Annotated in this window: 14 protein-coding genes and 2 pseudogenes; 12 read left to right on the top strand and 4 right to left on the bottom strand. The window is 65.8% G+C overall.

Annotated features, from left to right (window positions below; translation table 11 throughout):
* Window positions 1–283 precede the first annotated feature (283 nt).
* Window positions 284–3,472 carry a DEAD/DEAH box helicase gene (locus ACIBI9_RS39975; protein WP_397230312.1) on the top strand — a complete coding sequence of 1,063 codons (3,189 nt, stop codon included), beginning with the start codon at window positions 284–286 and terminating at the stop codon, window positions 3,470–3,472.
* 301 nt (window positions 3,473–3,773) lie between these two features.
* Here ACIBI9_RS39975 and ACIBI9_RS39970 read toward each other — a convergent pair whose 3' ends face one another.
* Both ACIBI9_RS39970 and ACIBI9_RS39965 read right to left on the bottom strand, forming a co-directional pair.
* On the bottom strand, window positions 3,774–4,259 hold the full coding sequence (locus ACIBI9_RS39970; RefSeq protein WP_397230310.1) for a hypothetical protein: 486 nt from the start codon (window positions 4,257–4,259) through the stop codon (window positions 3,774–3,776).
* A gap of 29 nt (window positions 4,260–4,288) precedes the next feature.
* On the bottom strand, window positions 4,289–4,645 hold the full coding sequence (locus tag ACIBI9_RS39965; RefSeq protein ID WP_397230309.1) for a hypothetical protein: 357 nt from the start codon (window positions 4,643–4,645) through the stop codon (window positions 4,289–4,291).
* A 133-nt stretch (window positions 4,646–4,778) separates the two neighbouring features.
* Between ACIBI9_RS39965 and ACIBI9_RS39960 the strand changes: the two genes are divergently transcribed.
* The 7 genes and pseudogenes from ACIBI9_RS39960 (at window position 4,779) to ACIBI9_RS39930 (ending at window position 15,233) form a co-directional block, all read left to right on the top strand.
* Complete coding sequence (locus ACIBI9_RS39960) at window positions 4,779–6,947, top strand: hypothetical protein (RefSeq protein WP_397230307.1); 2,169 nt, start codon at window positions 4,779–4,781, stop codon at window positions 6,945–6,947.
* 6 nt (window positions 6,948–6,953) lie between these two features.
* Window positions 6,954–7,694, top strand: coding sequence for a hypothetical protein (locus tag ACIBI9_RS39955; protein WP_397230305.1), 741 nt, complete (start codon window positions 6,954–6,956; stop codon window positions 7,692–7,694).
* 151 nt (window positions 7,695–7,845) lie between these two features.
* Window positions 7,846–8,114, top strand: a pseudogene (locus ACIBI9_RS39950) (transposase family protein); the annotation flags it as partial.
* Window positions 8,115–9,169: 1,055 nt separating this feature from the next.
* Window positions 9,170–11,095 carry a hypothetical protein gene (locus ACIBI9_RS39945; RefSeq protein WP_397230303.1) on the top strand — a complete coding sequence of 642 codons (1,926 nt, stop codon included), beginning with the start codon at window positions 9,170–9,172 and terminating at the stop codon, window positions 11,093–11,095.
* 111 nt (window positions 11,096–11,206) lie between these two features.
* Window positions 11,207–13,414 carry a tetratricopeptide repeat protein gene (locus ACIBI9_RS39940; protein ID WP_397230629.1) on the top strand — a complete coding sequence of 736 codons (2,208 nt, stop codon included), beginning with the start codon at window positions 11,207–11,209 and terminating at the stop codon, window positions 13,412–13,414.
* A gap of 2 nt (window positions 13,415–13,416) precedes the next feature.
* On the top strand, window positions 13,417–14,943 hold the full coding sequence (locus ACIBI9_RS39935; RefSeq protein WP_397230301.1) for a hypothetical protein: 1,527 nt from the start codon (window positions 13,417–13,419) through the stop codon (window positions 14,941–14,943).
* A 149-nt stretch (window positions 14,944–15,092) separates the two neighbouring features.
* Complete coding sequence (locus ACIBI9_RS39930; protein WP_397230300.1) at window positions 15,093–15,233, top strand: hypothetical protein; 141 nt, start codon at window positions 15,093–15,095, stop codon at window positions 15,231–15,233.
* A gap of 415 nt (window positions 15,234–15,648) precedes the next feature.
* Here ACIBI9_RS39930 and ACIBI9_RS39925 read toward each other — a convergent pair.
* Together ACIBI9_RS39925 and ACIBI9_RS39920 are read right to left on the bottom strand one after the other, a co-directional pair.
* Window positions 15,649–17,153: pseudogene (locus ACIBI9_RS39925) on the bottom strand (ISL3 family transposase).
* Window positions 17,154–17,267: 114 nt separating this feature from the next.
* Window positions 17,268–18,560: an IS256 family transposase gene (locus ACIBI9_RS39920; RefSeq protein WP_397230298.1), complete on the bottom strand. Its 1,293-nt coding sequence runs from the start codon at window positions 18,558–18,560 to the stop codon at window positions 17,268–17,270.
* Window positions 18,561–19,176: 616 nt separating this feature from the next.
* On the opposite strand from ACIBI9_RS39920, the gene ACIBI9_RS39915 reads away from it, so the two are divergent.
* The 4 genes from ACIBI9_RS39915 to ACIBI9_RS39900 form a co-directional block, all read left to right on the top strand.
* Window positions 19,177–19,860: a transposase gene (locus ACIBI9_RS39915; protein ID WP_397230295.1), complete on the top strand. Its 684-nt coding sequence runs from the start codon at window positions 19,177–19,179 to the stop codon at window positions 19,858–19,860.
* A gap of 288 nt (window positions 19,861–20,148) precedes the next feature.
* On the top strand, window positions 20,149–20,541 hold the full coding sequence (locus ACIBI9_RS39910) for a hypothetical protein (RefSeq protein WP_397230644.1): 393 nt from the start codon (window positions 20,149–20,151) through the stop codon (window positions 20,539–20,541).
* Window positions 20,469–20,789, top strand: coding sequence for a transposase (locus ACIBI9_RS39905; RefSeq protein ID WP_397230628.1), 321 nt, complete (start codon window positions 20,469–20,471; stop codon window positions 20,787–20,789). Before ACIBI9_RS39910 ends, ACIBI9_RS39905 begins: the two co-directional genes overlap by 73 nt.
* Window positions 20,790–21,163: 374 nt before the next feature.
* On the top strand, window positions 21,164–24,117 hold a 2,954-nt coding region (locus tag ACIBI9_RS39900; RefSeq protein WP_397230293.1), incomplete at its 3' end, for an Ig-like domain-containing protein.

Genomic DNA, 24,117 nt, shown 5'->3' with positions numbered 1-24,117 from the left:
ATCTGTCCGGTCCGGGACGGACGCTGGCCTCGGCGGCTGAGCACTTGGGGATGTGCAGGCAGAGGCGGGCTGGGGTAGCTGGGCCGTCCTACGCCGAACTTAGCTTGACGCCCATTTGAGCCCTAACGCGGAATATGTCCCCAAATGCAACCTCAACCTGCATTGATCATTTAGCTGGAAATGTCCCCCAAATCGTGATCATGCACGTGCGGGCTTATCATCTGGGTCAACAAGTGGTGCTCCTGAGGGGGATGCGCCCGTTGGTGCGTCTCGCGGGAGACAGATGGAACATGACGTTGACGTCGAGGGGCTATCGATCGAGTTGCCTTCTCGATGGTCCGATTCGATCAAAGTTGACAAGAACATCGCACGCCAGCTCCTTTGTCCACCACGCAAGGCCCGTCTTGTCAATGAGAACCAGTCAGTATGGGCGGCCGCAGAGGACCAGCGCTGGCCTGTCATCAAAAGCCCCGCCCCGGAATACGTGCACCTCGTCCGGAAAAAGGAGCGGTTCGCTTGGGGCGGCCCCTCCGAGGCGCACGCTCCGGCCGGAGTAAGGGCATCTCTCGAGGGAGCCTTTCGTCTGCCCGGCCTCGACGCGCAGAGCCCGCGAGGGTTGCGTGCACCCCAGACCGGCGCTCTCCTGGCCGTCTTCGCCCACTGGACCACCGGAAGCCAGCACCCGGCAACGGTCGTGATGCCCACCGGCACGGGCAAGACTGACACGATGGTGGCGATCTACGCAGCCGCGCGCCCGGAGCGCCTGCTGGTCCTCGTACCCTCCGACGTGCTGCGCGGTCAGACCGCGGGCAAGTTCGAGACCCTTGGCATCCTGCCTGAACTGGGCATCGTCGCCGGCCCGTTCGAACGCCCTGTGGTAGGCCGCGTGGAGCACCACTTCGAGTCGGGCGACAGCGCCCGCTCCTTCGCGCAGGCGTGCAACGTGGTGGTCACTACCCCCGCCGCCCTTTCGGGCTTCCCCGAGGACGTCCGGACCATCTTCCTGGCCGAGTTCAGCCACCTGTTCATCGACGAGGCACACCACGTGGCGGCCAGAACCTGGAGCGAGATCCGCGACGCCTTCGACGGCCGGCCCGTCGTCCAGTTCACCGCCACCCCCTTCCGGTCTGACGGGCGCCCCCTTGGCGGACGAGTTGTCTACGCCTTCCCGCTGCGCGAAGCGCAGGCTCAGGGATATTTCGCCGGCATCGACTACATCTCCGTGCTGAGCTTCGACGACCCGGACAGGGACATCGCCGAACGCGCCCTGTCGTGCCTGCGCACCGACCTCGACAACGGCCGCGATCACCTCCTCATGGCGCGGACCAGCTCGATCAATCGGGCCAACGAGCTGCTGAACCTGTACGAAGAGCTCGCGCCGGACCTCAACCCCATGGTCATCCACAGCAAGCTCAGTGGCAGAAAGGCCAAGGCCGCCCTCGACGCGCTCGATCAACGCCACTCCCGTTTGATCATCTGCGTGGGGATGCTGGGGGAGGGTTTCGACCTGCCGCAGCTCAAGGTGGCGGCACTCCACGACACGCACAAAAGCCTAGGCATCACGCTGCAGTTCATCGGCCGTTTCGCCCGCGTGTCCTCAGCGACGGTGGGCAACGCTACCGTGGTGTCCTCGCGATCCGACGCACCGTTCGACGAGCAGCTTCGTCAGCTTTATGCGGAGGATGCCGATTGGAATCTCATCGTCCGCGACCTGTCCCAGCAGGCCGTCGGCGAACAGGAGGACGTCAGCGACTTCGAGGCCGCCTTCGGCTCCGGGCCGGAAGAGGTGTCCATCAAGTCGGTGCTGCCGAAGATGAGCGCGGTGGCATACAGGACTGGCTGCCAGGACTGGACCCCGACGAACGTCTACCAGGTCTTCCCCGAGGAGAATCTGCTCACCTACCCCATCGCCGTCAACAGACGAGATCGGGTGCTCTGGTTCGTGACCCAGGAGCAGGCTCCCGTCCAGTGGGGCCAGCTTCCCGCTGTGGAGGAAGTCGTCCACCACCTTTACGTCATGTATTGGGACGAGGCCCACGACCTGCTGTACATCAACAGCACCAACAACGACAGCCTCCACGAGGACCTGGCCACGGCCGTGTGCGGGCAGACCGCGGACCGCATCACCGGCAAGCGGATCTACCGCGTCATGGGCGGCATTGACCGGCTCGTGCCCACGAACGTCGGCGTCCTGGACGTCAGGAACCGTAACCGGCGCTTCTCCATGCACGTCGGAGCCGACGTCGCGGAGGGCTTCGCCGATGCCGAGAAGCACACCAAGGCTCAGACCAATATCTTCGCGACAGGGTTCGCCGCTGGCGTCCGCACCAGCGTCGGAGCCTCGCTCAAGGGCCGGATCTGGAGCCGCCGAACCGCCGAGTCGCTCAAGCACTGGGTCGACTGGTGCGATGAGATGGGGCTCAAGCTGCTCGACGACAGCATCAACATCGCCCATGTCATGGACAACTTCATCCAGCCCGAAGACCTCGAGGACTGGCCGGAGCTGACCGTCCTGGCTGTGGAGTGGCCGCTGGCCCTCCTGGCCCGTAATGAGGACTCCGTCCAGCTCTCCTACGGCGGCGTCTCCTATTCCTTCCTGGAAGCCGAGCTAGAGGTGACACCCCACATCCCAGACGAAGCCGTCCACTTCGTCATCGGCACGCCTGCTTGGCAGGTGCCCTACGCCATCTTCATCGAAGACGGCCTGATGCGGGTCAGAGCCGCGGGCGACGGTGAAGTGATGATCTCCACGTCCCGCCGTGACCTCTCCGCCACCGAGTTCTTCGCACGCCGCGACAATGTGCTCCAGGTCCTCTTCGAGAACGACGCCCTTGTCTGCGCGCCCGCCCGCCTCCTGCATCCCGTACGCGACATCCCACCCTTCGATTCCGCCCGGCTTCAAGTACCGGACTGGACGGGCATCGACATCACCAAGGAGTCGCAGGGACGCACCCGCGACGCCGACTCCATCCAAGCACGGATGATCCAAGTGGTCCTGGCGCGTGGCCCCTGGGACGTGGTCGTCGATGACGACGGCTCCGGCGAGGTCGCCGACATCGTCGCTCTCCGCGAGACGGAGCGCGAGCTGCACATCCTGCTCGTGCACTGCAAGTACTCATCGGAGCCGCAGGCAGGCGCACGGGTAGAAGATCTCTACGAAGTGTGCGGCCAGGCCAACAAGTCAGCCGCCTATCGCCGCGACATTACCGCCATGCTGAACACCCTGATCAACCGCGCCCGGAACAGGCAGAGGAAATACGGTCATAGCGGCATCGAGGCCGGCACCTCCGAAAGACTCGTCCGCTTGCGGGACACAGCCAGGACTCGTAAGCCGCACCTCACCATCGCCATCGCGCAGCCTGGCATGAGCCAGACCAGAGCCAGCCGTAAGCAGATGGAACTCCTGGCCAGTACCGAGGTCTATCTCCGCGAGATCGCGAATGCCGGTTTCGAGGTGTATTGCAACGTATAGATGAAGAACGGGCGACGGACTAACGGGATCGACGCGGGACTTCACCGCCGGGCACACCCGCGGTGGGAAGCAGTGCCAGATCTCCCGGCGCCGCACCCGGCCAGGCGGTACCGCTTCTTTCCTGCGTTGACTTCTGAAACCGCGCCGCGACGACTCTCCAGCAGCTACCGTAATCGGCAGCCTACCGGCGGCAACCTATTCGGAGGTCCGGCAATACCGCCCTGTCCTAAAGGAGCAGGCCCTGCCTGCGGCAGCGCCGATGTCGACTGTGATCAGTCGTGGACTCTCTCAAGAGCAGGACTCAAGGAGTGAGGTCGATCCCGACGACACTCCCACCATGCTCGATGACCTTGATCTTCTGTTCGACTCCCCCGGCGAGCCCTCGAGCCCAAGGCGCCCGAATGCCTGTGAGAGTTCCTCGTACGTGGTTGACGGTCTGCTTGACGGTCAGCGTCGTGGCCTCCTCCCGCTCCTCCCCAAGCAAGGTGAGCGGCTGCTTGAACAATCCCTCCAGAATCCGGCGCAAAGAATCAACAAGCACGGCGAAGTCGGCCTCCTCGGCCGAGGAGAGCTGGTGCCGCTCGTGGATGTCAAGCGCATCGCGTACAGCGCTACGTAGGCTCCGGAGCGTGGCGCGAGCGATCTCAACGTGAGCACTCAGCAGCAGGACACGGCGTGGTGCCCCGGCAACGACTGCGGTCTCAGGAAGCAGCACCTCGATCTCTTCTTGGCCCTCGGCCCGAAGAACTTCCAAGGCGAAGGTACTAAGGTCCTGGCCGCCGCGCATCAAAGTCTCCGACGGTAGATCGCCTAGCCTCACCGCGTCTCTCTTTCCCCGGCTCCGCCGTTGTGGTTACCTTCGTATCCGATGACTTCCCCGTTTTCGGTCACCGTGCCGATGCGCTGCCGCACAACGCCGCTGGCATCGCCTCGTATGCCGAGGAGGCGGCCCGCGACTCGCCGCACCTTCTGCGTCACAGTCACCGGACTCGTTGCGCTTTCCTGACCGGCTCTGACGATCTCCAGCACGATCCAGCAGACCACCGTCACCGCCAGGGCCGCCGCCAGCGCCCAGCTCCATGCGCTTGTCACCAGATTCGTCAGGACACCCGCGGTGACACCACACAGGACAGAGCCGCCCGCGATCAGTCCAGGCCTCCACCGACTACTCACGTCGCCTCCTGAGACTTCCTGACTACCGCGATGCTAACCCGCCAGCGAGGACGGCACAGATTCCTGGAACGGTCTACCCACTTCATGATCTGCGTCGTATGGTGACATCAAGATTTCGTGGGGGGAAGGTCACATGGTCGATTCGCCACATCTCGAAGGACTTCGCCTGGACCCAGACATCCGTGATCTCCTTACCGGATTTCGCCAGCATGCCTTGTACAACTACGGCGAAATGATCGCCGTGAAGCAGGTCGTCGAGCACCCGGTGGATCATGATGAGATCGAGCAACCCCTTCTCACGGCGGTAACGGCGGTATTCGCCGAACCGGATAACTTTGACGATCTGTTCAATCATCTGCGCGCCCCGGGCTCCGTACTTGTGCTGAACCTGCCCCCGAATGCGGGCCGTACCACTCTCGCCTATGCTCTGCTGGCCCGTCTCCAAGACGAAGGGCTGACTAGGCAGGTGCGGACGCTCCGATACGGTGGAGCGAGCGACTTTCCTATCCGGCGGCTACCGCACGAGAAGAACCAAGGTTTTCTGCTGGTGCTGCCAGCCGATGAGGAGGAGTCGGAGTACCAGGTTTCACCGCAGTTTGGAAGCCGAATCCACACTCTTACGAATGAGCTGAGAAGCCTGGATAATCGGCTCATTGTTCTCACTTACCCGCAGCAATGGCGTCGTATCAGCATGGGTGCTCCCGAGGGGGTCGCACCCGCAGTCAGCATCGTGGCTCCGTCCGGGATCGCAGCGAGTTGGCTGGCCGCCGAAGAGCCAAACCTCCCCCGCCAGCTTTGGCTCAATAACGCAGAGATTCAGAAGCTCCTGCGCGGCGGGACTCCCACGGACACTCTGCAGATCGTCGACCTCATCATGTCGGCGCACAGGAAAACGCTCGGTTATTCGTTGGAGCAGCCCAACTATCAGGCTGACACCGATGAAGGACGTGCCGAATTCCATAAGCTGGTGACCGAGGTGACCGAGGCTCGCCGCAACTGGAGAGGCAAGCTCCTCGAATGGCACAGGGCAGAAGGACGGACAAGCGTCGAACGTAACTTCCTTCTCGCCGCGTCCGTGCTCCGCGGCGCTCCCGTCGCGAACGTGTACGCCAGCGCCGCAGCCCTCAGCACCACGTTCAAGGAGAAGGCAGAGCTCTCGACCAGCGGACAGTCCTCACCCGGGGTCATCGAACTGCTCGACACGGTAGAAGGCGAAGTAACTGAGAAGGGGACGATCACTTTCGTCAGGCCCGGGTGGGATGACGCGGTCCTGGAGTACTTCTGGACCGACCGCCCCCTGGCTAGGCGACCATTCCTCACATGGCTTGCCGAAGCTCCCATCAAAGACCGCCAGGAGGCGCTGGAAGGCCTCACCCAGCAGGAGCGCGAGGCGCTGGCACAACGCATCGTCTCCTTCGCCCTTCGCTGGGCCGTACGCCACCGGCGGCAGGAGCCCCTCAGCGCCCTGGCCGCCGCCTGGCACACCTCGCAGGCCGAGAGCCGAACCAGGCGCATGTGGAACGTCCTGATCGAGTTGCTATCCAGCGCAGCAGCGCAAGAAACGTCCTCCTACCTGCACGAGATGCTCTTGAACTGGTCCAAGAGCGATCGTCCGGCACTACAGACGGCCGTCATCGCCGTATGCGCTAGCGACTTCGGTCAGGTGCACACGGTCAAGGCGTTCCGACGGCTGAAGAAGGCCGCCACGCCCCCTGACACACAGGTAACCGCTACGTTGCGAGTGACGGTTCGTAAGCTGTGGGCCGAAGCTCACCTGCGTCAAGCGCTTCTGGAGTTCATCACGAACTGGTGCCGTGAGCCAGGCGAGGAGGGTGCCGGCGGGCATCAGGCGTTCGCCGCCCTCGCCAGCGCCCCCAGCCCCACCGACCCTTCCCTGCCGCTCCTGCTGGACAGCAGCGATGAGCAAGAGCGGGATCGCACCGTGGGCATGCTGCCTACCGGCTGGACAACGCTGCTTGATCAGGAGCCAGGCTCCGCGCAGTCGGCAGAAGCCAAGGACGCGGTACGGCTGTGGATGTCAGCCGCACTCCACGACGAGAGGCTAGGAGAACCCATATTGGGCTCCTTGCGGCAGGCGGTCGCGCCGGGCGGCCCGGAAGGATCCCAGCGGCGACGTGATCGCCTACGCACCTACGTGGTGGCGTGGTCACAAGAGGGTGAACCGACACTACGAGAGCAGCGAGAAACGATGTACGCTCGGCTTTCCCAGCTGCTTGATAACGACTTGAGCGCATCAGTGCAACAACAATTGCACCAGTACACCGTCGACGAGGAACCATAAGCCGATATGGAGTTCCTGCATCGGCGCGCACGCACGGCCGAAGCTGCGCCGACGTTGGTCGGTGTCTTCATGGACCGGCTGGATACCGCGAACGCCGGGCTAGCCTTCGATGTCCGCATCCGCATCGAATGGCGGCGCGATCTCTTCGCGCCAGGTGCGCTCGCCACTCCACGTATGATCGCACGCACAGTTCGCGAAATCGTGGCAGCAACAGTCAAAGAGACGAGCGTCTTGCGCACGCAGGACGCCGAAGAGAAAACCGATGCGATGTTGCGCAGCATATTGCCCGTGCAGGGCGAAGGATTCGAAGTCCTTCGGGCTAGTGTGACCTTGAAGGCTGATGAAGAAACCATAAACGCTGCCAAGCAGATAGAGAGACTGCTGCATGAGCAAGAACTAGATAAGCTCGCGCGCAGGCAGGTCAAGGCGCGAGCGGACTTCCTGCGCGAGGTGATTTTCGCCGATCCTGCGTCCGCCTATGTGTACACGTTGCTCGACGTTCCGCAACGTGCCGGCGGGCCGGTGAAGGACGTGAACATTGACGAGATGGTCCGGCGGGTCAATGAATGGAACCCAGAATCTCGCTGGGTGGTCATTGCTCAGGTCCTGACCGACTTCGTCAATAGCCTCACCGAGAGCGGGCGCAAAGATTTGCTAAAAGTTTTTTCTACTGCTATCAACACCTTGGGCACAGCCGAGCAGTCGGAAGCACTCTCACGAGCAATGCACCTGTCTGAGGACCGCTGAAGCTTTCAAGCTCCGTGGCGGCTGTCCTGGTCACAGCATGATCGTAACGCCAGTGTTCGGCCGGTGACATGAAGAAGCTCCTGATAGACGGGTTGACCACTACAACCCACACCGTCGCAACCAGAACTTCAGGTATCGTGCCGCCGTCGATTTGTCGCCCCAGACGCTGAAGTACGTGGCCGGGAGGATCCGGCGCCATCGTAAGGCGATCGGGTCGGCCTGGCGGCGACTGAACCCCGGCCGGCAGGCGCTGCTGGTGCTGGTCTACCTACGCAGGGCGAAACGTTCACCGAGCTCGGGCCGGGGTTCGCGGTGTCGCCGGCGACCGCGTGGCGGTACGTGGAGGAGACGGCCGCGCTCCTGTCGGCCCGCTCGCCCAAGCTCGGTCAGGCGCTGCGCAAGGGCAAGCGGGACGGGCTGCTGAACCGCCCCCGGATTCGGTGGAGACTCCAACAAACCCGGCGCGGTTCAGATCGACAGGAACCCTCTTCAAGCACGGACAGTAATGTGTGGCGCTGAGGTAGAGTGTCGGGACTCGCCATGAGCAGCCGTCACCGGCCCACCCGATATGAATCCGCCTGCCGAATCACCACGACTGAACGGCTGCAGTGATCGGCCTCGGTCACGGCCGGATATAAACAGGCACCCGCATCCGAAGAGCGGGACCGCCTTGCAAGGCTCCCGCTGGAAATATCGCTTTCACCAGCGCAAACACCCGCCCAGCGCTAGAGACGGGGAGGTCCTTGCTGAGGCGCCAATGCAGGCCGAGCAATAATCACATATAGCCCATTAGTTCAAAAACCGGACACCGGTCGACTCGAGCTCTCCTAAAGCGGGTGCCGCAGGTTCGAATCCTTCCGGGGGCACTCACCTAGATAGGCAATTTCAGCCCCTGACCTGCGGTTTCTCAGCTGCAGGCCTTTGTTTTGTGACCTTGATAGGCAGCCGACGGTGTCCGCGTGCAGCCGTAAGACCGTGATCAGGGATATACACGGGATGATCTTGCATATGTTTCCCCAGGTCAAACCGATATTCTGAACCATCGACGCATCCGGCAACCCGCTACGACCGCCCGGGCACCACAGCTGCTGATCGTGCCAAATGCCCACGGGCAGCAGGAGGTGAACGTTGTGCCGATCGCCGCAACGGCGAGCTGCCCAAGGGGCACCGCAAGGGACGACGCCCTATTGGCGCACGGAGTGTTGCAGTTGTCAGTGGTTTGCACGCCCGACACGGGTCGCCGACCAGCATGCGGGCCCCCGACGGCCGGCCCGCATGTAATACCGAACGGCCTGTGGTGGATCTATGGACATGGAGGGCACGCCGCTCGGCATGGAGGAACGGGTTGACCACAGGACATCGTCGAGCGCCGATGCGAGCCTGATCAGCGCGAAGCAAGACGGTGCTCGCGTAGCCCTCGCGCCCCTGGCCGAGTACTTCGCACGGGCCGGAAGCTTGCCAGGCGGAGCCATCACGTGATCCCGTCCGGCAGGCGGAAACAGGTCACCCCGAGCGTCGCGAGCGCCATCGATCGGCTGGCGGCCCCGCGGGATTGGACGCTTGCCGAGCGGCGCCTGTGGCGCGCGATGCGCGACGGCGAGTGCTTCGAGGACGACGCGACAGTGCGCGGCCGCGTGATCCGCCACATGCTGCTCAGCCCGCCACCGCCCGCTGACGGGCAGATGCCGCAGCTGCGGGCGCGAGGCGTCCGAATCTCCGGCGTGCTGGATCTCTCCTGCGCCGACATCACAGTACCCGTGCGATTGCAGGACTGCGTTCTCGACACCACGCCCACGCTGGAGCACGCCAGGCTTTCCCGTATTCAACTCGTCGGCTGTGCCCTACCAGGTCTATCCGCCGAGGGCTTGGCCATCGACGGCGACATGGGACTGATCTCGTGCCACCTTGCAGGAGAGCTGAATCTGGCGAGCGCCAAGATCGGCGGCGTGCTCAACCTGCGATTCACGCAGATCACCCCGGCAGGTCGGATCGCGATCGACGCCGAGAACGCCGACATCGGAGGAATCGAAGCACGAGGCCTGCGCTGTGAGGGCTGCTGGTATCTCAACTCCACCACCACCGGAGGAGTCTTCCTCGACGAGGCACAGATCCTCGGCGAACATGCCTTCATCCAGGCGCCTCAGATGACCATCGGCAACGGCGGCTTCTACGCCCGCAACGGCTTCCGCTGCGAAGGCCCAATCAACCTCGCCTACTCCACCGCCGGCGGCCCGATCGCGTTCGGCAACGCGACGCTGGCCAACGCCGGGGACAAAGCATTCATCGGGATAGGGATCCGCCTGACAGGTGATCTACAAGCATCGCCCGGCAGCGTCTTCGAGGGCAGCATCGACTTGGCGGGAGCGGAGATTTCCGGCACCGTCAATCTGAGTGGAGGTCACCTGACCTCCCCCGGAGCTGAATGTGCGGTACGTCTGTCCCGCACGACGGTGCAAGGCGGCATGGTCATGCGCTCAGCACGGCTGTCCGGTCCGGTGGATCTGACGATGGCGCGTATCACCGGCGGGGTCGATCTGACCGACGCCGAGCTTCACGATCATGGCTCGCTCATCGCCGTGGGCGCGAGCATCGCGGGCGACTTGGACCTGCGCAACACTACGCTGTCCGGCCGGCTGGACGTCAGCTCAGCCGTACTTCATGGAGATCTTCGACTCGGCGGTGCCGCGTTCGGTCAGGCGGACGGGATCTCCCTGCGTGCTTCCGGGATGAGCGCGCGTCGCCTGGAATTCTCTCCGGCACGCCCGCCCGGCCGGGTCGAGTTTGACCACGCTGCCGTCGCCGTCCTGGCCGACCGGCAGGGGTCATGGCCAGCGAGCAGCGGGCAGGTCGCGCTCGACCAGTTCACTTACCAGTCGCTGGTGAGTGACATGACCGTGCGTGAACGTCTGGCCTGGCTGGTCGCTGGAACCCCGCATGCCGAGCCCGGCCCGTACAACCAGCTCGCCATCTGCCTGCGAGCGGCCGGTCTGGAGCGCGAGGCCAGCCAGGTGTTGCGCGAGAAGCTCCGCCGCACCGCGCGCACGCGCGGGCGAATCTGGCAGGTGTGGGGGCTGCAGGACATCACCGTCTGCTACGGATACCAGCCGGGACGGGCCGTCGCCGGTGTGCTGGGCCTGCTGCTGGCCGGCACCCTGTTCTTCTCCCGCGCGACCTGCGGGCCCGCAACGGGACTGTGCCCGATCAAGGCCGACGAGCATCCGGTATGGGATTCCTTCATGTACTGCCTGGACCTGCTGATACCGCTGATCAGCCTGGGCCACGACACCGCCTGGGACCCGACCGGCTGGTCCAAGGCCGTCTCCTTGGTGCTGATCGTGGCGGGCTGGGTGCTGGTGACCACGGTGGCGGCCGCGGCCGCCCGGGCTCTGACCCGGCCCTGACCCAGAAGGTACGGCCGGGCAGGTGCTGGGGCGGCTCCCGCCGGGCAGGCTTGAAGCGTGCGGTTATGGCGCGCTCTCCGGTCAACGGGCCGGACTCGGCGGATCTTGCTAGTGCTCGCGGCGGGCCTGCTGACGCTGGGGCTGGCCGGGTTTCTCGCCGACGCGTTGGGACTGCCCGATGACGTGCTGGCGTTGCTGGATCAGCGCGCCAGCGTGATCAGCATGGTCGTCGGGCTCATCGGCCTAATCGTGCAGGTTCGCCCGCCCGGCCGCGCGCCGGAGCCGCCCCTGCGGGTGGTGCAGTTGCCCCGGCCGCCCGCCCGGCACTTCGTCGGCCGCGACCACGCCCTGCGGCAGCTCATGGCCGCCCTGCAAGGCGAGGCGGGAGTGATGACTCTGGCGATCTGCGGCCTGGGTGGCATCGGCAAGAGCGAACTCGCTCTGCAGTACGCTCACGCGCACCGTGACGACTATGAGCTGATCTGGTGGATCGCTGCGGAGAACACCAGCCAGGTCAGGAGTGGGCTGGTCGAGCTGGGGCGGGCACTGGCCGCGGCTTGTCGCGGCCTGGACGGGCCGGCTTCGCTTGCACCGCTGGCGGAGCAAGACGCGCTCGCGTACACGCTGGCCTGGCTGACAGGACGCCGAAGGTGGCTGCTGGTATTCGACAACGTCGAGGACCCCCACGCACTGGACCCCCATCTGGGTCGGCTGGAAAAGGGACACGTGCTCATCACTTCCCGGCGGGCGACCGGCTGGGACACGATCAGCGGCCAGATTCCGCTGCCCGAACTGTCCCCTCAGGAGGCCGTGGCGCTGCTCGCCGACCGGATCGGCTCCCCGAACTCAGAGACGGCGCACCTGGAGAGCCTGGCCGACGAGCTGGGTTTCCTGCCGTTGGCCCTGGTGCAGGCCGGCGGCTACATCGCCGAGACTCCCGGCATGACGGTGGCCGGCTACCGGCGTCTGCTGGCCGCGGTGCCCGGCCGGATGCACGCCGCCGCGCCCCCCGGGCAGAGCGAGGCCGATCGACACGTGATCGCCCGCGTGTGGCAGGTCACGTGGCACGCCCTGGCCGCCCGCGACCCGCTGACCGTCGAACTGCTGGGCCTGCTGGCCTGCTACGCCCCCGCCGACCTGCCCATGAACGCGCTTGGCACCTCGGTGGAGGTGGCCGAGTCCGTCGCCCTGCTCGCCTCGTACAGCATGATCACTGTCACCCGGCCGGAACGGGCCCGCCCCGGCGGCCCGCCCGAGCATTCGCTGATCGGCATGCACCGGCTGGTCCATGCCGTCATCCGGGCCGAACTCACTGACGAGCACCGCCATACGCTACGCGAACGGGCAGCCTGGCTGCTCACTGCCGGGCTGCCGGCCGACCCGGAGAACATCGACTCCTGGCCGCTGTACGCCCGATTCCTGCCCCATGTCCGCACCGTCCTGGCCCCCGACTCGGCCGGGACGCTCCAGGCGATCCGGTACCTAGCCGCCAGCGGCGACCTGCGTACCGCACATGCCTGGCAACGCGACCGGCACGCCGCTCTGCACGCCGCCCTTGGCCCCAAGCATCCCGGCACCCTCGCCGCCCGGCACGACCTCGCCCGCTACCGGGGCAGAGCAGGCGATGCCGGAGCCGCGCGTGACGAGTTCGCCGCGCTCCTGCCTCTCCAGGAACGCATCCACGGCCCGGACCATCCCCGCGTGCTGGCCACCCGGCATGCCCTCGCCCTGTGGACGGGGCAGGCCGGTGACCCCGCGGCGGCCCGTGACGGTGCTGCGGCGCTCCTGCCGATCCGCGAACGCGTGCTGGGAGCCGAACACCCCGACACCCTGGGTACCCGGCACGACCTCGCCTACTGGACCGGCCAGGCAGGCGATCCGGAAGCAGCGCGCGACCAGTTCCTGGCACTGCTGCTCATCAGCGAGCGTGTCCTCGGGCCCGAGCACCCTCAGACGCTTGGAAGCAGGCACGTGCTCGCTGTTCTGCTCGGCAGGCTGGGAGACGCGCCGGCGGCTCGCGAGCAGTTCCTCGCCCTGATCCGGGTCCGTGAGCGCGTGCAGGGGCCCGACCATCCGGTCACTTTGAACGCACGGCACGAGCTGGCCCGCTGGACGGGCGAGGCTGGGGACGCGGCATCGGCGCGCGACCAGTTCGCCGCGCTGCTGCCGGTTCGACAGCGTGTGCAGGGGCCCGACCACCCCGACACTCTCATCGCCTGCGAGGCGCTGGCGTACTGGGATCGGCAGGCCACCCTCGGCGCTTCCACGCTGACGGACCGGGTCCCCTTTCGACGGCAACACAGGCGGAAAAAGGAGTGATCGTGCTGGGATTCAGCGCACGCCGCCCTCCCCGGGACTGGAACCCGGCCGAGCGGCGGTTATGGCGGGCCTTCCAGGAGGGACAGGAGCTGGATCTCCGTACCGGCGTCCCGGACGAGGACGACCCCGCGACCGGTCCCGCCTGGCCTGCCGAACGGCGGATACGGGCACAGGTCATCGCGGCCCTGCTGCTGAACGGACCCCCGCCTGCCTCAGGACGGGTGCGTTCGCTGCGGCTCACTGGCGCCCGCGTCACCGGCGGGCTCGACCTGCGCGGCGCGGTCATCGACTGCGGCCTGGATCTGACCGGGTGCTTCATGGACAGCGCGCTCGACCTCACGCTGGCCTCGGTGGAGAGCGTGTGCCTGAACGGCTGTCGGCTGCCGGAGCTGTCGGCCGAAGTGCTGCGCGCGCGGACGTTCATGATGCGCGACGCCTTTGTCGAAGGCAACGTGTGGATCCAGGGCAGCCGAATCGACCTTGACATCGATCTGGATCGGACTCGGGTCGGCGGACTGCTCAACGCCAACCTGGTGATCGTCGGAGGTGACTTCAACGGCCGCAACTGGCACCGGCACCAAGAACGACCGGGCCGGGGGCTCATCGTCGGAGGTTCGCTCAACTTCGCCGGCGCCCAGGTGAACGGGATCGACCTGTTCGCCGCGCAGGCCGGTGAGGGCATCTGGCTGCAGCGGGCCACCGTCGGCTATCTGTGCGCCGCCTCCTGCACGGTGAACGGCCGGATCAGCCTGCAAGGCAGCACCGTCACCGGCGAACTAGATCTGGCGGGAGCGCTGGTGCGGGCCGGATCTCCGGACGAGGTGATGATCGACCTCTCCGATGCCCAGGCGGGCAAGACCGTCCTCACCCCCGCAACCGGCAGCGTGGGCGTGGTGTCACTGCGCAACGCCAAGTTCGGAACGCTGCAGGACCTGTCGCAGGACGGGCCGAGAACGGAGCTCGACGGCGCCGTCTACGAACGGCTGCAACCGCTCCCCCCGCATTCGGCCCGCCAACGGCTGGCCTGGCTGCGGCGCGGCAACGACAGCTACACGCCGCAGCCGTACGAGCAACTCGCCTTCGCCTATCGCGCCTGCGGCCTGGATCGGGAAGCAGGCCAGGTGATGCGCGAGAAACTCCGCCGAGCCGCAGCCGGACGAGGCCTCGCCCAGCGGATGTGGGGCCGAGTACAGGACCTCGTCCTCGGGTACGGCTACCAGCCATGGCGTGCAGCCATCGGCGTCACCGTCCTGCTCACACTCGGCACGCTGTACTTCTCCACCGTCCACTGCAACGCCACCCCGTCCGGGACCGAAGGCCTCTGCCCGGTCAAGCCCGATGAACATCCCGCATGGGATCCCTTCCTGTACACACTCGACCTGCTCATCCCGCTGGTGACTCTGGGCCACGACACCGCTTGGGACCCTGTCGGCTCGGCAAAAGCCGTCGCCCTGGCGCTCACGGTCGCGGGATGGGTGCTCGCCACCACGATCGCCGCCGCAGCAGCACGCACAATCAACCGCCCGTAAAAACCTCAAACGGGTCCGGAAGAATCATGAGGCGCCATCCGTGCGAGTCATGAACGCTCCCACACAAGGCGGGATTTGCGCCACCATGATCGCATCGTCCCAACGGAGGAGGCTGCTTGGTCGTTTTCGCTTGTGCAGGGTGTGGCGCCGTGGTGACCGCGGGGGTGGCGCGGGTGACGCTTCCCGACCACTCTGGCCAGAAGTACGGCCATTGCGGCTACGGAGCTGAGTCCCGGCTCCAGTTGGAGCTGGGCGGTGGCTCCACCCTCATGATCCGGGACTTCGTGTAGCTCTGTTTTGGCCCCGCATGCCTTCTTGCGGTGGGAGCATCAGTGTGCTCCGTGAGCGAGGAGGCACGTATGGTGCCGAAGTCGAAGGTGGAGTTGTTCGCGGCGATTCGCCGGGACTCGCGGGTGGGCAAGCTGTCGATACGTGCGCTGGCCCGTAAGTATGGGGTGCACCGCCGGTTGGTGGGTGAGGCGTTGATGTCGGCCTGGCCCGCGCCACGCAAGGTGTTGCCAGCGCGGCCGTCGTTGCTGGATCCGTTCAAGGGCGCCATCGTGGCATGCTCCGCGAGGATCTGGGCGCTCCGCGTAAGCAGCGGCACACCGCCAAGCGCATTCATGATCGGCTGCTGGCCGAGTACGACGGGGTCTGTCTAGATAACGGCTCTGTCTCGTAATCGGTGGTGGCGTTAAGTGATCTTCACTGCAGCAGGATGCGGTGGCGCAGAAGGTCGAAACCGGCTCGGCCGTGCATCTGTCGCATGATTCTTTTCGTGCGGGTGTTGACGCCTTCGGTTCGGCCGTTGTGGTGCGGGAGGGTGAGGGCGGCGTTCACGGCGTTGCGGTCGAGTTCGAGGCCGTTGGCGAAGCCGTGCAGGTGGGGCAGGTCAGTGGCTCGGAGGGTGGTGATCCAGGCGGTGAGCTTGGCGTCGTTGCTGTCGGCGGGGGTGAGCAGGGCGGCGAAGTCGCGGACATGGCGGGCGAGGGCGGTCAGTTCGGGGCAGGCTGCGGTGAGTTCCTGCACCAGTTGGGTGTCGCTTTCGCGTAGCCGGTTGGGGTGGGTGAGCAGGAGGCGTGCCAGGCGGCGCGGGGTGGTGACGGGGCCGTTCTCCTTCGGCTCGGCCTTGGGTGATGTAGCGGTAGAGGAGATTGAGGCTGCCGGTGTAGCCGAGTTCTCTTATCTCACGAAACAACTGCTGGACTGGCACGGCGGGGTCGGTGGCGCGCCGCTCTCGCAGGTGATCGCGGTAAGGATCGACGAGGGTGGGCCGGTAGCGCGGAGCACGGCGCAGGGCGTCCGGTTCGCGGGTGCGGGCATAGCGCTTGACGGTGTTGAGGGACAGGTTCAGGCGGCGGGCGCACTCCAGCAGGCCGACGCCCTTGTCCAGTAGGTCATGGATCTGCTGCCAACGCTCGCGGGTGGTCTGTTCGCGCACTCCGGCGAGCCGGGCCGGGTTGACCGTAGCCCAGCAGGCGCTGTGGGAACGAACCTCGGCAAGAGTCTTGTCGCACAGATTCGCCCACAGGTGCCACCGGTCGCTGACCTGCACCGCATCCGGCAAAGCGCGTCGAATCGCCTCCAACGGTGCCCGATCCGTCGCGGCAGACGATTTCGACCCCGGGGTGGGATCGCAGCCAGGCCTCCAGGGCGTCGGCACCACGGCCGGGCAGCACGTCGATCCGCTCGCCGGTCTCGGCGTCGGTGAGGATGGTGGCGTAACGGTGGCGGCGTTTGAGAGCGAAGTCATCGACACCCAGCACGCGCGGGATCCGCAGCGGTGGCAGCGGCAGCCGCATGAGCAGGCGCAGTGCCGTGGACCTGGAGACCGCGACGGCCAGGACCGCCGAGAGCCGAGCCTCTGCCCGGCCGGCCAGTTCTGTGACCACGGCGCCCAGTTGGCCCGTGAGCCGACGAGTTCGACGCTGGTAGCGGTCGAGCAGCCCGGGCACCTGCTCACGAAACGTCTGCCGACCACATTCCCATGCCGGGCAGAGCAGACGCCGTCCCTGTACCGACACCACCACCCGCCGACCGTCGACGGGGAGATCGGCCACCGTCCGGCTGTAGTAGCCGTGCACTCGCCCGGTCAGCGTCCCGCACACCGGGCACGGTACCGGCTCACCGCGCGTCCGGGCCATGACCCGAATGAGGTCGTCCTCGCCCTCCACACCCTCGATGATCAGGGCAGACAAACCCGCAAACACCACACCCGTAAGATCGTCGATCTTCGACATGGCCCAGCCTGGCAGCTGATCACCCAGCGCCACCACCGATTACGGGCCAGAGCCTAGATAACGGTGTTTCTCGATCTTGATTAGTTATCGGGTGGTCGGGGTCAGGCGGCCGTCGAATGTGATGGCGAAGGCGTTCAAGGCGGCCTTCCAGCGGGTGATCCAGCGTTTGCGGCCCTTGCCGGTCGGGTCGAGGCTCATGATCGCCATGTAGACGCACTTGAGCGCGGCCTGCTCGTTCGGAAAGTGACCACGAGCCTTGACCACCCGCCGGATGCGGGCGTTGACCGACTCGATGGCGTTGGTCGAGCAGATCACCCGGCGGATCTCGGTGTCGAAGTTGAGGAAGGGCACGAACTCGGCCCAGGCGTCCTCCCACAGCGGGTACTTGCCGCCCCACGTCTCAGTGAACTCATAGAAGCGCTCGAGCGCAGCAGCCTCGGTCGGGGCGGTGTAGACCGGCTTAAGCGCCTTGGCGATGGCGTCCCAGTGCTGGCGGGCGGCATACCGGAACGAGGCCCGCAGCAAGTGAACGACGCACGTCTGGACGACGGCTTGCGGCCAGACGGTCTCGATGGCCTGCGGCAGCCCTTTCAGGCCGTCGCAGACCACCATCAGCGCATCTGTGACGCCACGGTTCTTGATCTCGGTCAGCACGTGCAGCCAGAATTTGGCGCCCTCTCCGCCGTCACCGGCCCACAACCCGAGGATGTCGCGCTCACCGTCGACGGTGACGGCCAGGGCGATGTAGATGGGCCGATTGGCGACCTGGCCCTCCCGCAGCTTCACGTGGATAGCGTCAATGAAGATCACCGGGTAGACAGGATCGAGTGGCCGGTTCTGCCACTCGGCCATGCCGTCCAGCACCTTGTCGATGATGGTGGAGATGGTCTGCTTGGACACCTCAGCGCCATAGACCTCGGCCAGGTGCGCGGAGATCTCCCCGGTGGTCAGGCCCCTGGCGGCCAGCGAAATGACCATCTCATCGACACCGGACAGACGCCGCTGCCGCTTGCGCACGATCTTCGGCTCGAAGCTGCCGTCCCGATTGCGCGGCACGCTGATCTCGACCGGACCGACGTCGGCGAGCACGGTCTTGGACCGGCTGCCGTTACGGGTGTTGCCGGTCTCGTTGCCGGAGCGCTCGTGCTTGCCGTGGCCGAGATGGTCGGTGATCTCCCCTTCCAATGCGGACTCCAGGACCAGCTTGGTCAGCTGGCCCAGCAGCCCGTTCTCACCCGCCAGCTCCACGCCCTCGACACGAGCTTGATCGACCAGCCGGGCCACCAGCTCCCGATCCGTCGAGTCCTCCGGCTTCTTGCGCGCCACCGCGGCGCCCTCCAGGTCGATCTCCGTCGATGCCTGGATCACAGTACTCATTAGGTGTGTCCTCCATGATCAGGAGTTACACCGTTGTTCTACCGTTGTTCTCAGTCCCTCCGGCCCCGCGCGGCCCCGCCTCGCGGCGAGGCGGGGCCGCTGCTCTTCCCGCAGCAGCCGGAGGCGGTGAATGGATCATGGTGTGTGCGGGGTTGGTGCGCGCGAGCACGCACGGAGGACGCAACCGCCAGACGAATATTCCAGAACGCATCCGATCCCGCATAACCGCAGGTCAGACCATGATCAAAGCGCGCCCTGTAGGATTCGAACCTACGACCTACGGATTAGAAGCAAGATCTTTTAGTGTCGCGTCGTGCCGTTGAGTGATGGTTCGTGCCGCCTGCGCGCGCTTTGCGTGCCCGGCAGTGCCGAGCCCTGACGGGGCGTGTCGGGGCGGGCGAGCACGAACCGAGCACGACGGACCCTCCATCTGATCATCACATCATAACTCCGCAACGTTTCCCGTGCCCAAGAACACGCCAGCCCTACAGGTGGCAACGGCCGCCGTGCTCGGCTCATGCTCCAACGCCCCCGTCAACGACGGCCGAATCCCGGGTCTGGCACACATTCCGTGATCTCCCGGTGGGCTCGGCCCACGACTTGTTGATCATGTTTGGTGATCGTCTCGGAGCTGCTGGAAGTCTTCCTCCCTCACCTGGCCGGCATCTGTATCGAGCGCGTGTCCCGCACCGGCAAGTCGGTACGTATCCAAGCCAGAACAGACACGTCGCAGGCGGCATGTCCTGCACGTGGAGGGGTGTCGGAGAAGGTGCACAGCCGCTACGAACGGCGGCTGTGCGACGCCGCCATCGGCGGCCAGGAAACCTTGATCCATCTACTGGTGACACGCTTCTTCTGCCGCAACCCAGCTTGCGGCAAGCAGACCTTCGCCGAACAGGTGCCCGGGCTGACCGTGCGCTACGGCCGCCACAGCACTGCCCTGCTGCAAACGTTACGGGCGATCGCGCTGGCGCTCGGCGGCCGGGCCGGCGCCCGGCTCACCGGCCGACTGGCCACGGCGGTGAGCCGGATGACCTTGATCCGGATCATCCGCGCCCTGCCCGAGCCCGCTCTGCAAGCTGGGCCGCAGGTGCTCGGAGTGGATGACTTCGCGCTACGCCGGGGCCACCGCTACGGCACCATCCTGATCGACATCACCACCCGGCGGCCCATCGACGTGCTCGACGAGCGCTCCGCCGACGCGCTGGCCAACTGGCTGGCCGACCACCCGGGCGTTGAGATCATCTGCCGCGACCGCGCCGGCAGCTACGTTGGAAGGCGCCGCCCGCGGCGCACCTGAGGCAACCCAGGTCGCCGATCGCTGGCACATGTGGAGAAACCTCAGCGAAGCCGTCGAACGCACCCTGGCCAAACACCGCACCGTCCTACGTGATCTCCCGCCACTCACCCCACCGACCGAAACCGTCGAAGCCCACACCCCGCCAGCCAGGCCAAACGCCAACCACCGGCTCGAACAGGACCACTGGCCGAGCGGACGCGACAGCGGCATGCCTCCATCCACCAGCTGCTCGCCCAAGGGCAGGACCCGCGCGCGATCGCCACCGAGCTCGGCCTGGCCCGCAACACCGTGCGCCGCTTCGCCCGCGCCGCCACTCCAGAAGAACTGCTGGTCAAGGACGGCACCGGACGCCGCCCGCGAGCCTTGGACGCCTTCGAGCCCTACCTGCGCCAGCGCTGGAACGAGGGCTGCACCAACGCCGAACAGCTCTACCAGGAACTGCACGAACGCGGTTACCGCGGCGCTCCCACCACCGTCCGCCAATACCTGCAGTCCTGGCGCTCGGACACCATCAGGCGACCTCCGGTCCCGTCCGCGCCCACGGTGCGGCAAGCCACCGGATGGCTGCTGCGCAACCCGCCACCCTCACCACTGACGAGCAAAGACACCTGGACGCCCTCACCACCGCCTGCCCGCCTCTGGCCAGGCTCTACGACCAAGTCCGCGCCTTCGCCGACATGATGGTCAACCGGCACGGCCATCATCTTGAGCGCTGGATGGCCACAGCCGACGCCGACGAACTGCCCGAACTGCGCTCCTTCATCACGGGCCTGCGCCGCGATCTCGACGCAGCCCGCGCGGGTCTGACCATGCCCTACAGCTCTGGCCCGGTCGAAGGACACGTCAACCGCATCAAGATGCTCAAGCGACAGATGTATGGACGAGCCAACCCCGACCTACTGCGCAAACGCGTCCTACTCGCCGACTGAGCATGCCCGTTCACGGAATTCGTGCCAGACCCCGAATCCCGAATCTTGGCCCCCTGACGCCCGCGTGCTCCAGGAGCATCCGATCCACTACAAACACCGGCCACACCAGTCGCGGCAACAGCGTCCCCTGAACATCGCAACGCATCCCGCCCGACGGGTGACCGACCTCGATGACCTACGCTCCATCCGCCGAGGCCCCGTCGCCACAGACACTATCAACGAACACCCAGGCCACATGACCGCAACCCAGGCCACGTAACTCAATATTCGAGCGGCACAGGTTCGACCTGATCCCGCGCTTCCCACCATCTCCGAAGCACCCTTGAGGATCAAGAGCGGCGGGCTGGCGTACCGGACGGGCGTGGGGAGTGGCCGTGGCTCGAAGCCGTCAACTGATCAGGAACTCGACATTTCCCTTTTCGATCTTGCGTTCGGATAAGGTGAATGTAAAGATCCACTCGACCCTTTTCCTCCACACCACCGAGGCGAATTTGAACGCATCACAGCGATCACGATGGGATCAACCTCGATTACTCATAGTGGCCGTATCGCTGACGCTTACTGCGTCACTCATGGCCACCGAGCAGGCCGCCGCCGAACCGTCTCCCCCGGCGAGCCCTTCCGCCTCGGTCACCACGCCGCTTTCCCCGCTCGACTCGGCCAAGGCGGAGGCGAAGAAGATCGGTCGCCAGACCGAGGTCCCCAGCCTCCACACCGAGAGCTCGACCACCTACGCCAACAGCGACGGCAAGACTCTCACCACCGAGTTCTTCACCGTCCCTGTCCGCGTCAAGCAGGGCGACACCTGGCGGCCGGTCGACACGACGCTGGTGAACGACAACGGCGCCATCAAGCCGCGTGCCACCAAGGCCGGTCTTACGCTCTCCAGCGGTGGCGGCACCGACCTGCTCACAGCGATCAGGCAGCGCGACGGGTTGACAATCAAAATCTCCGCTCCCGGGAAACTGCCCGCGCCGAAGATCGCCGACAACAGGGCCGAATACCCGGACGCCTACGGCCAGGGCGTTGATCTCGCCGTCATCGCGACGCCGACCGGGTTCCGACAAGAGGTGATCGTACGGCAGCGGCCGGTGAGCCCGCTGAAGCTCCAGGTCCCCGTCCAACTGCCCGCAGGAGCCTCCTTCGGGAAGACCTCTTCGGGGAATCTGGCCCTGCACGACGCCTCCGCGCAGGCTGAGCGCCGCACCACGGAGATCCCGACTCCGCTGCTGGTGGACGCCAGTGCAAACCTCAGCGTCGGTGAGGAAGGGCGCGTTGGCAAGGTGACGCCCTCGGTCGAGAAGAGCGCGGCGGGCCAGGTGCTCGTCTATCGGCCCGACGCGGAGTTCCTCGCCGATCCCGAGGTCACCTACCCGGTCACGTTCGTCGTGGCCGCCTCCGACTGGACCGAACTGCCGGTCGGCAACGACACCTTTATCAACAACTCCTCCTACCAGAACGGCTACGCCAACAGCGGCGCCTACCACCTGCAGGCAGGCAAGACCAACGAAGGCGCCGTGCGCTGGCGCACGTACATCCGTTTCGAGGCCATCCCGGAGGATTCGCCGCTCCGCGGCGGACGCGTGACCAACGCCGACCTCAAGCTCTGGAACATCGCGTCCAACGACTGCGGCGAATCGGTCGGCTCCGGCATCACCGCCCGCAGGATCACCCAGCACTGGGACGTGTCGACACTCACGTGGAACAACCAGCCGACGGTGACGAGCTCAGGTGCCGACACCGAATACGGCGCCTACCTCCCCGGCTGCGCCCGCGGCTACATGGACTACGAGTGGGACCTCTACCACTACGTCAACGGCATCGCGCAGGAGTGGGCCAACGGCGAGCCTAACTACGGCTTCCAGCTCACAGCGGGCAACGAGTCCGACTACACCAACTGGCGCGCGTACCGCTCGAACGAGTACGGCGAGGACGGTTACGGCTCCCACGGCCCCAAGCTCATCATCGGCTACGAACCGGCTCAGACACGGATCGCCACCCTGTGGGGACTTGAACCGGACGCGTCCGACGACCAGATCTTCGCGGCGATCGACCAGGCAACGGGCACCCAGGAAGCGCCCCCTGAGACGATGACGCCAGCTCAGGCGAGAGCCGCCACCGAGGTCACGGAGGGATACACCGAGACCGTCTCGGAGAAGATGTTCATCCCAGACGGGATGACTCCTGAAGAGCTCGAAACAGCACTCGACCCGGACGCGGCTCCCGGGCTGCCACCCGGTGACACGACACCAGCAGCCATCACCCAGACGGAGCCCGCCCGCTCGCAGACCGACGTGGTCGTCAACTCCCCGATCAAGGCGTCCTTCAGCGAGCCGGTCCGGGCCGCGAACGTGACGCTCAAGGACCCACAGGGCAACGACGTTCCAGGCGTCCTGGACATGGAGCCCGGCGACCAGCGCCTCATGTTCACCCCGGCTCAATCCCTGGCCGTGAACACCGTCTACACCGCGACCGTCAGCAACGCGACCGACGCCTCCGACAACGTCATGTCGCCCTACACCTGGTCCTTCACGACCGCAGGACCTGACACGACCCCGCCCGCGGTGACCGCGACAAACCCCTCGCCGGACGCGACGAACGTGCCCGTCAACAGCACGATCAGCGTTACTTTCGGGGAGCCCGTATCCGGCACCGAGATCAAGGTCTCAGATCCAGCAGGCGCCCCTGCAGGGGGAACCCTCACCCCCGACACGGCGCGCAAGACTTGGACGTTCAAGCCCGCAACTCTCTTGCCGGCCGAGACCGTCATCACCGTCGACGTGAGCGCCGCGAAGGATGACACCGGTAACCAGATGGCGCCGTACTCGTGGAGCTTCACCACGGCGCAACCCGACACGACCGCGCCGACAGTCACCCTGACCGACCCTCTCGGCAACGCCACCGACGTCGAGCCGGGTGCTCCGCTCCAAGTGACCTTCAGTGAACCCGTCTCCGACGCGCAGCTCACCTTGAAGGACAGCGCCGCGACGCCGGTCGACGGAACACTCGAGGTGATCTCGCCGACCGCCGTCCGCTTCATCCCTGCGCAGTCGCTGGCTGCAGAGAAGCGGTATATGGCCGAGGCGAGCGGTGCCAAGGACGCCGCAGGCAACGTGATGGTTAGCCACTCATGGTCCTTCACCACCAAGGCCGAAGAGCCACCGCCTGGATCTCCGCAGGTGAGCATGGCTTATGTGAGCCCGACCAGCGACGACGAAGGCCAGGTCACGAGCAAGCTGACACCGGCCTTCTACATCCGGCACTCCGACCCCGAAGGCCGACCCGCCACATACACGGTAGAGATAGAGCACGATCCCACTGCTACCGG

Source organism: Nonomuraea sp. NPDC050451 (genome assembly GCF_044458585.1).
The sequence above is the reverse complement of the archived record's forward strand: the minus strand, read 5'-3'. Positions and strand labels throughout refer to the sequence as shown.

Bases quoted from the DNA above. Each gene is read 5' to 3' on its own strand.
- ACIBI9_RS39960 (WP_397230307.1), top strand. From the start codon at position 4,779: ATGGTCGATTCGCCACATCTCGAAGGACTTCGCCTGGACCCAGACATC.
- ACIBI9_RS39920 (WP_397230298.1), bottom strand. From the start codon at position 18,560: ATGAGTACTGTGATCCAGGCATCGACGGAGATCGACCTGGAGGGCGCC.
- ACIBI9_RS39955 (WP_397230305.1), top strand. From the start codon at position 6,954: ATGGAGTTCCTGCATCGGCGCGCACGCACGGCCGAAGCTGCGCCGACG.
- ACIBI9_RS39970 (WP_397230310.1), bottom strand. From the start codon at position 4,259: ATGCGCGGCGGCCAGGACCTTAGTACCTTCGCCTTGGAAGTTCTTCGG.
- ACIBI9_RS39975 (WP_397230312.1), top strand. From the start codon at position 284: ATGGAACATGACGTTGACGTCGAGGGGCTATCGATCGAGTTGCCTTCT.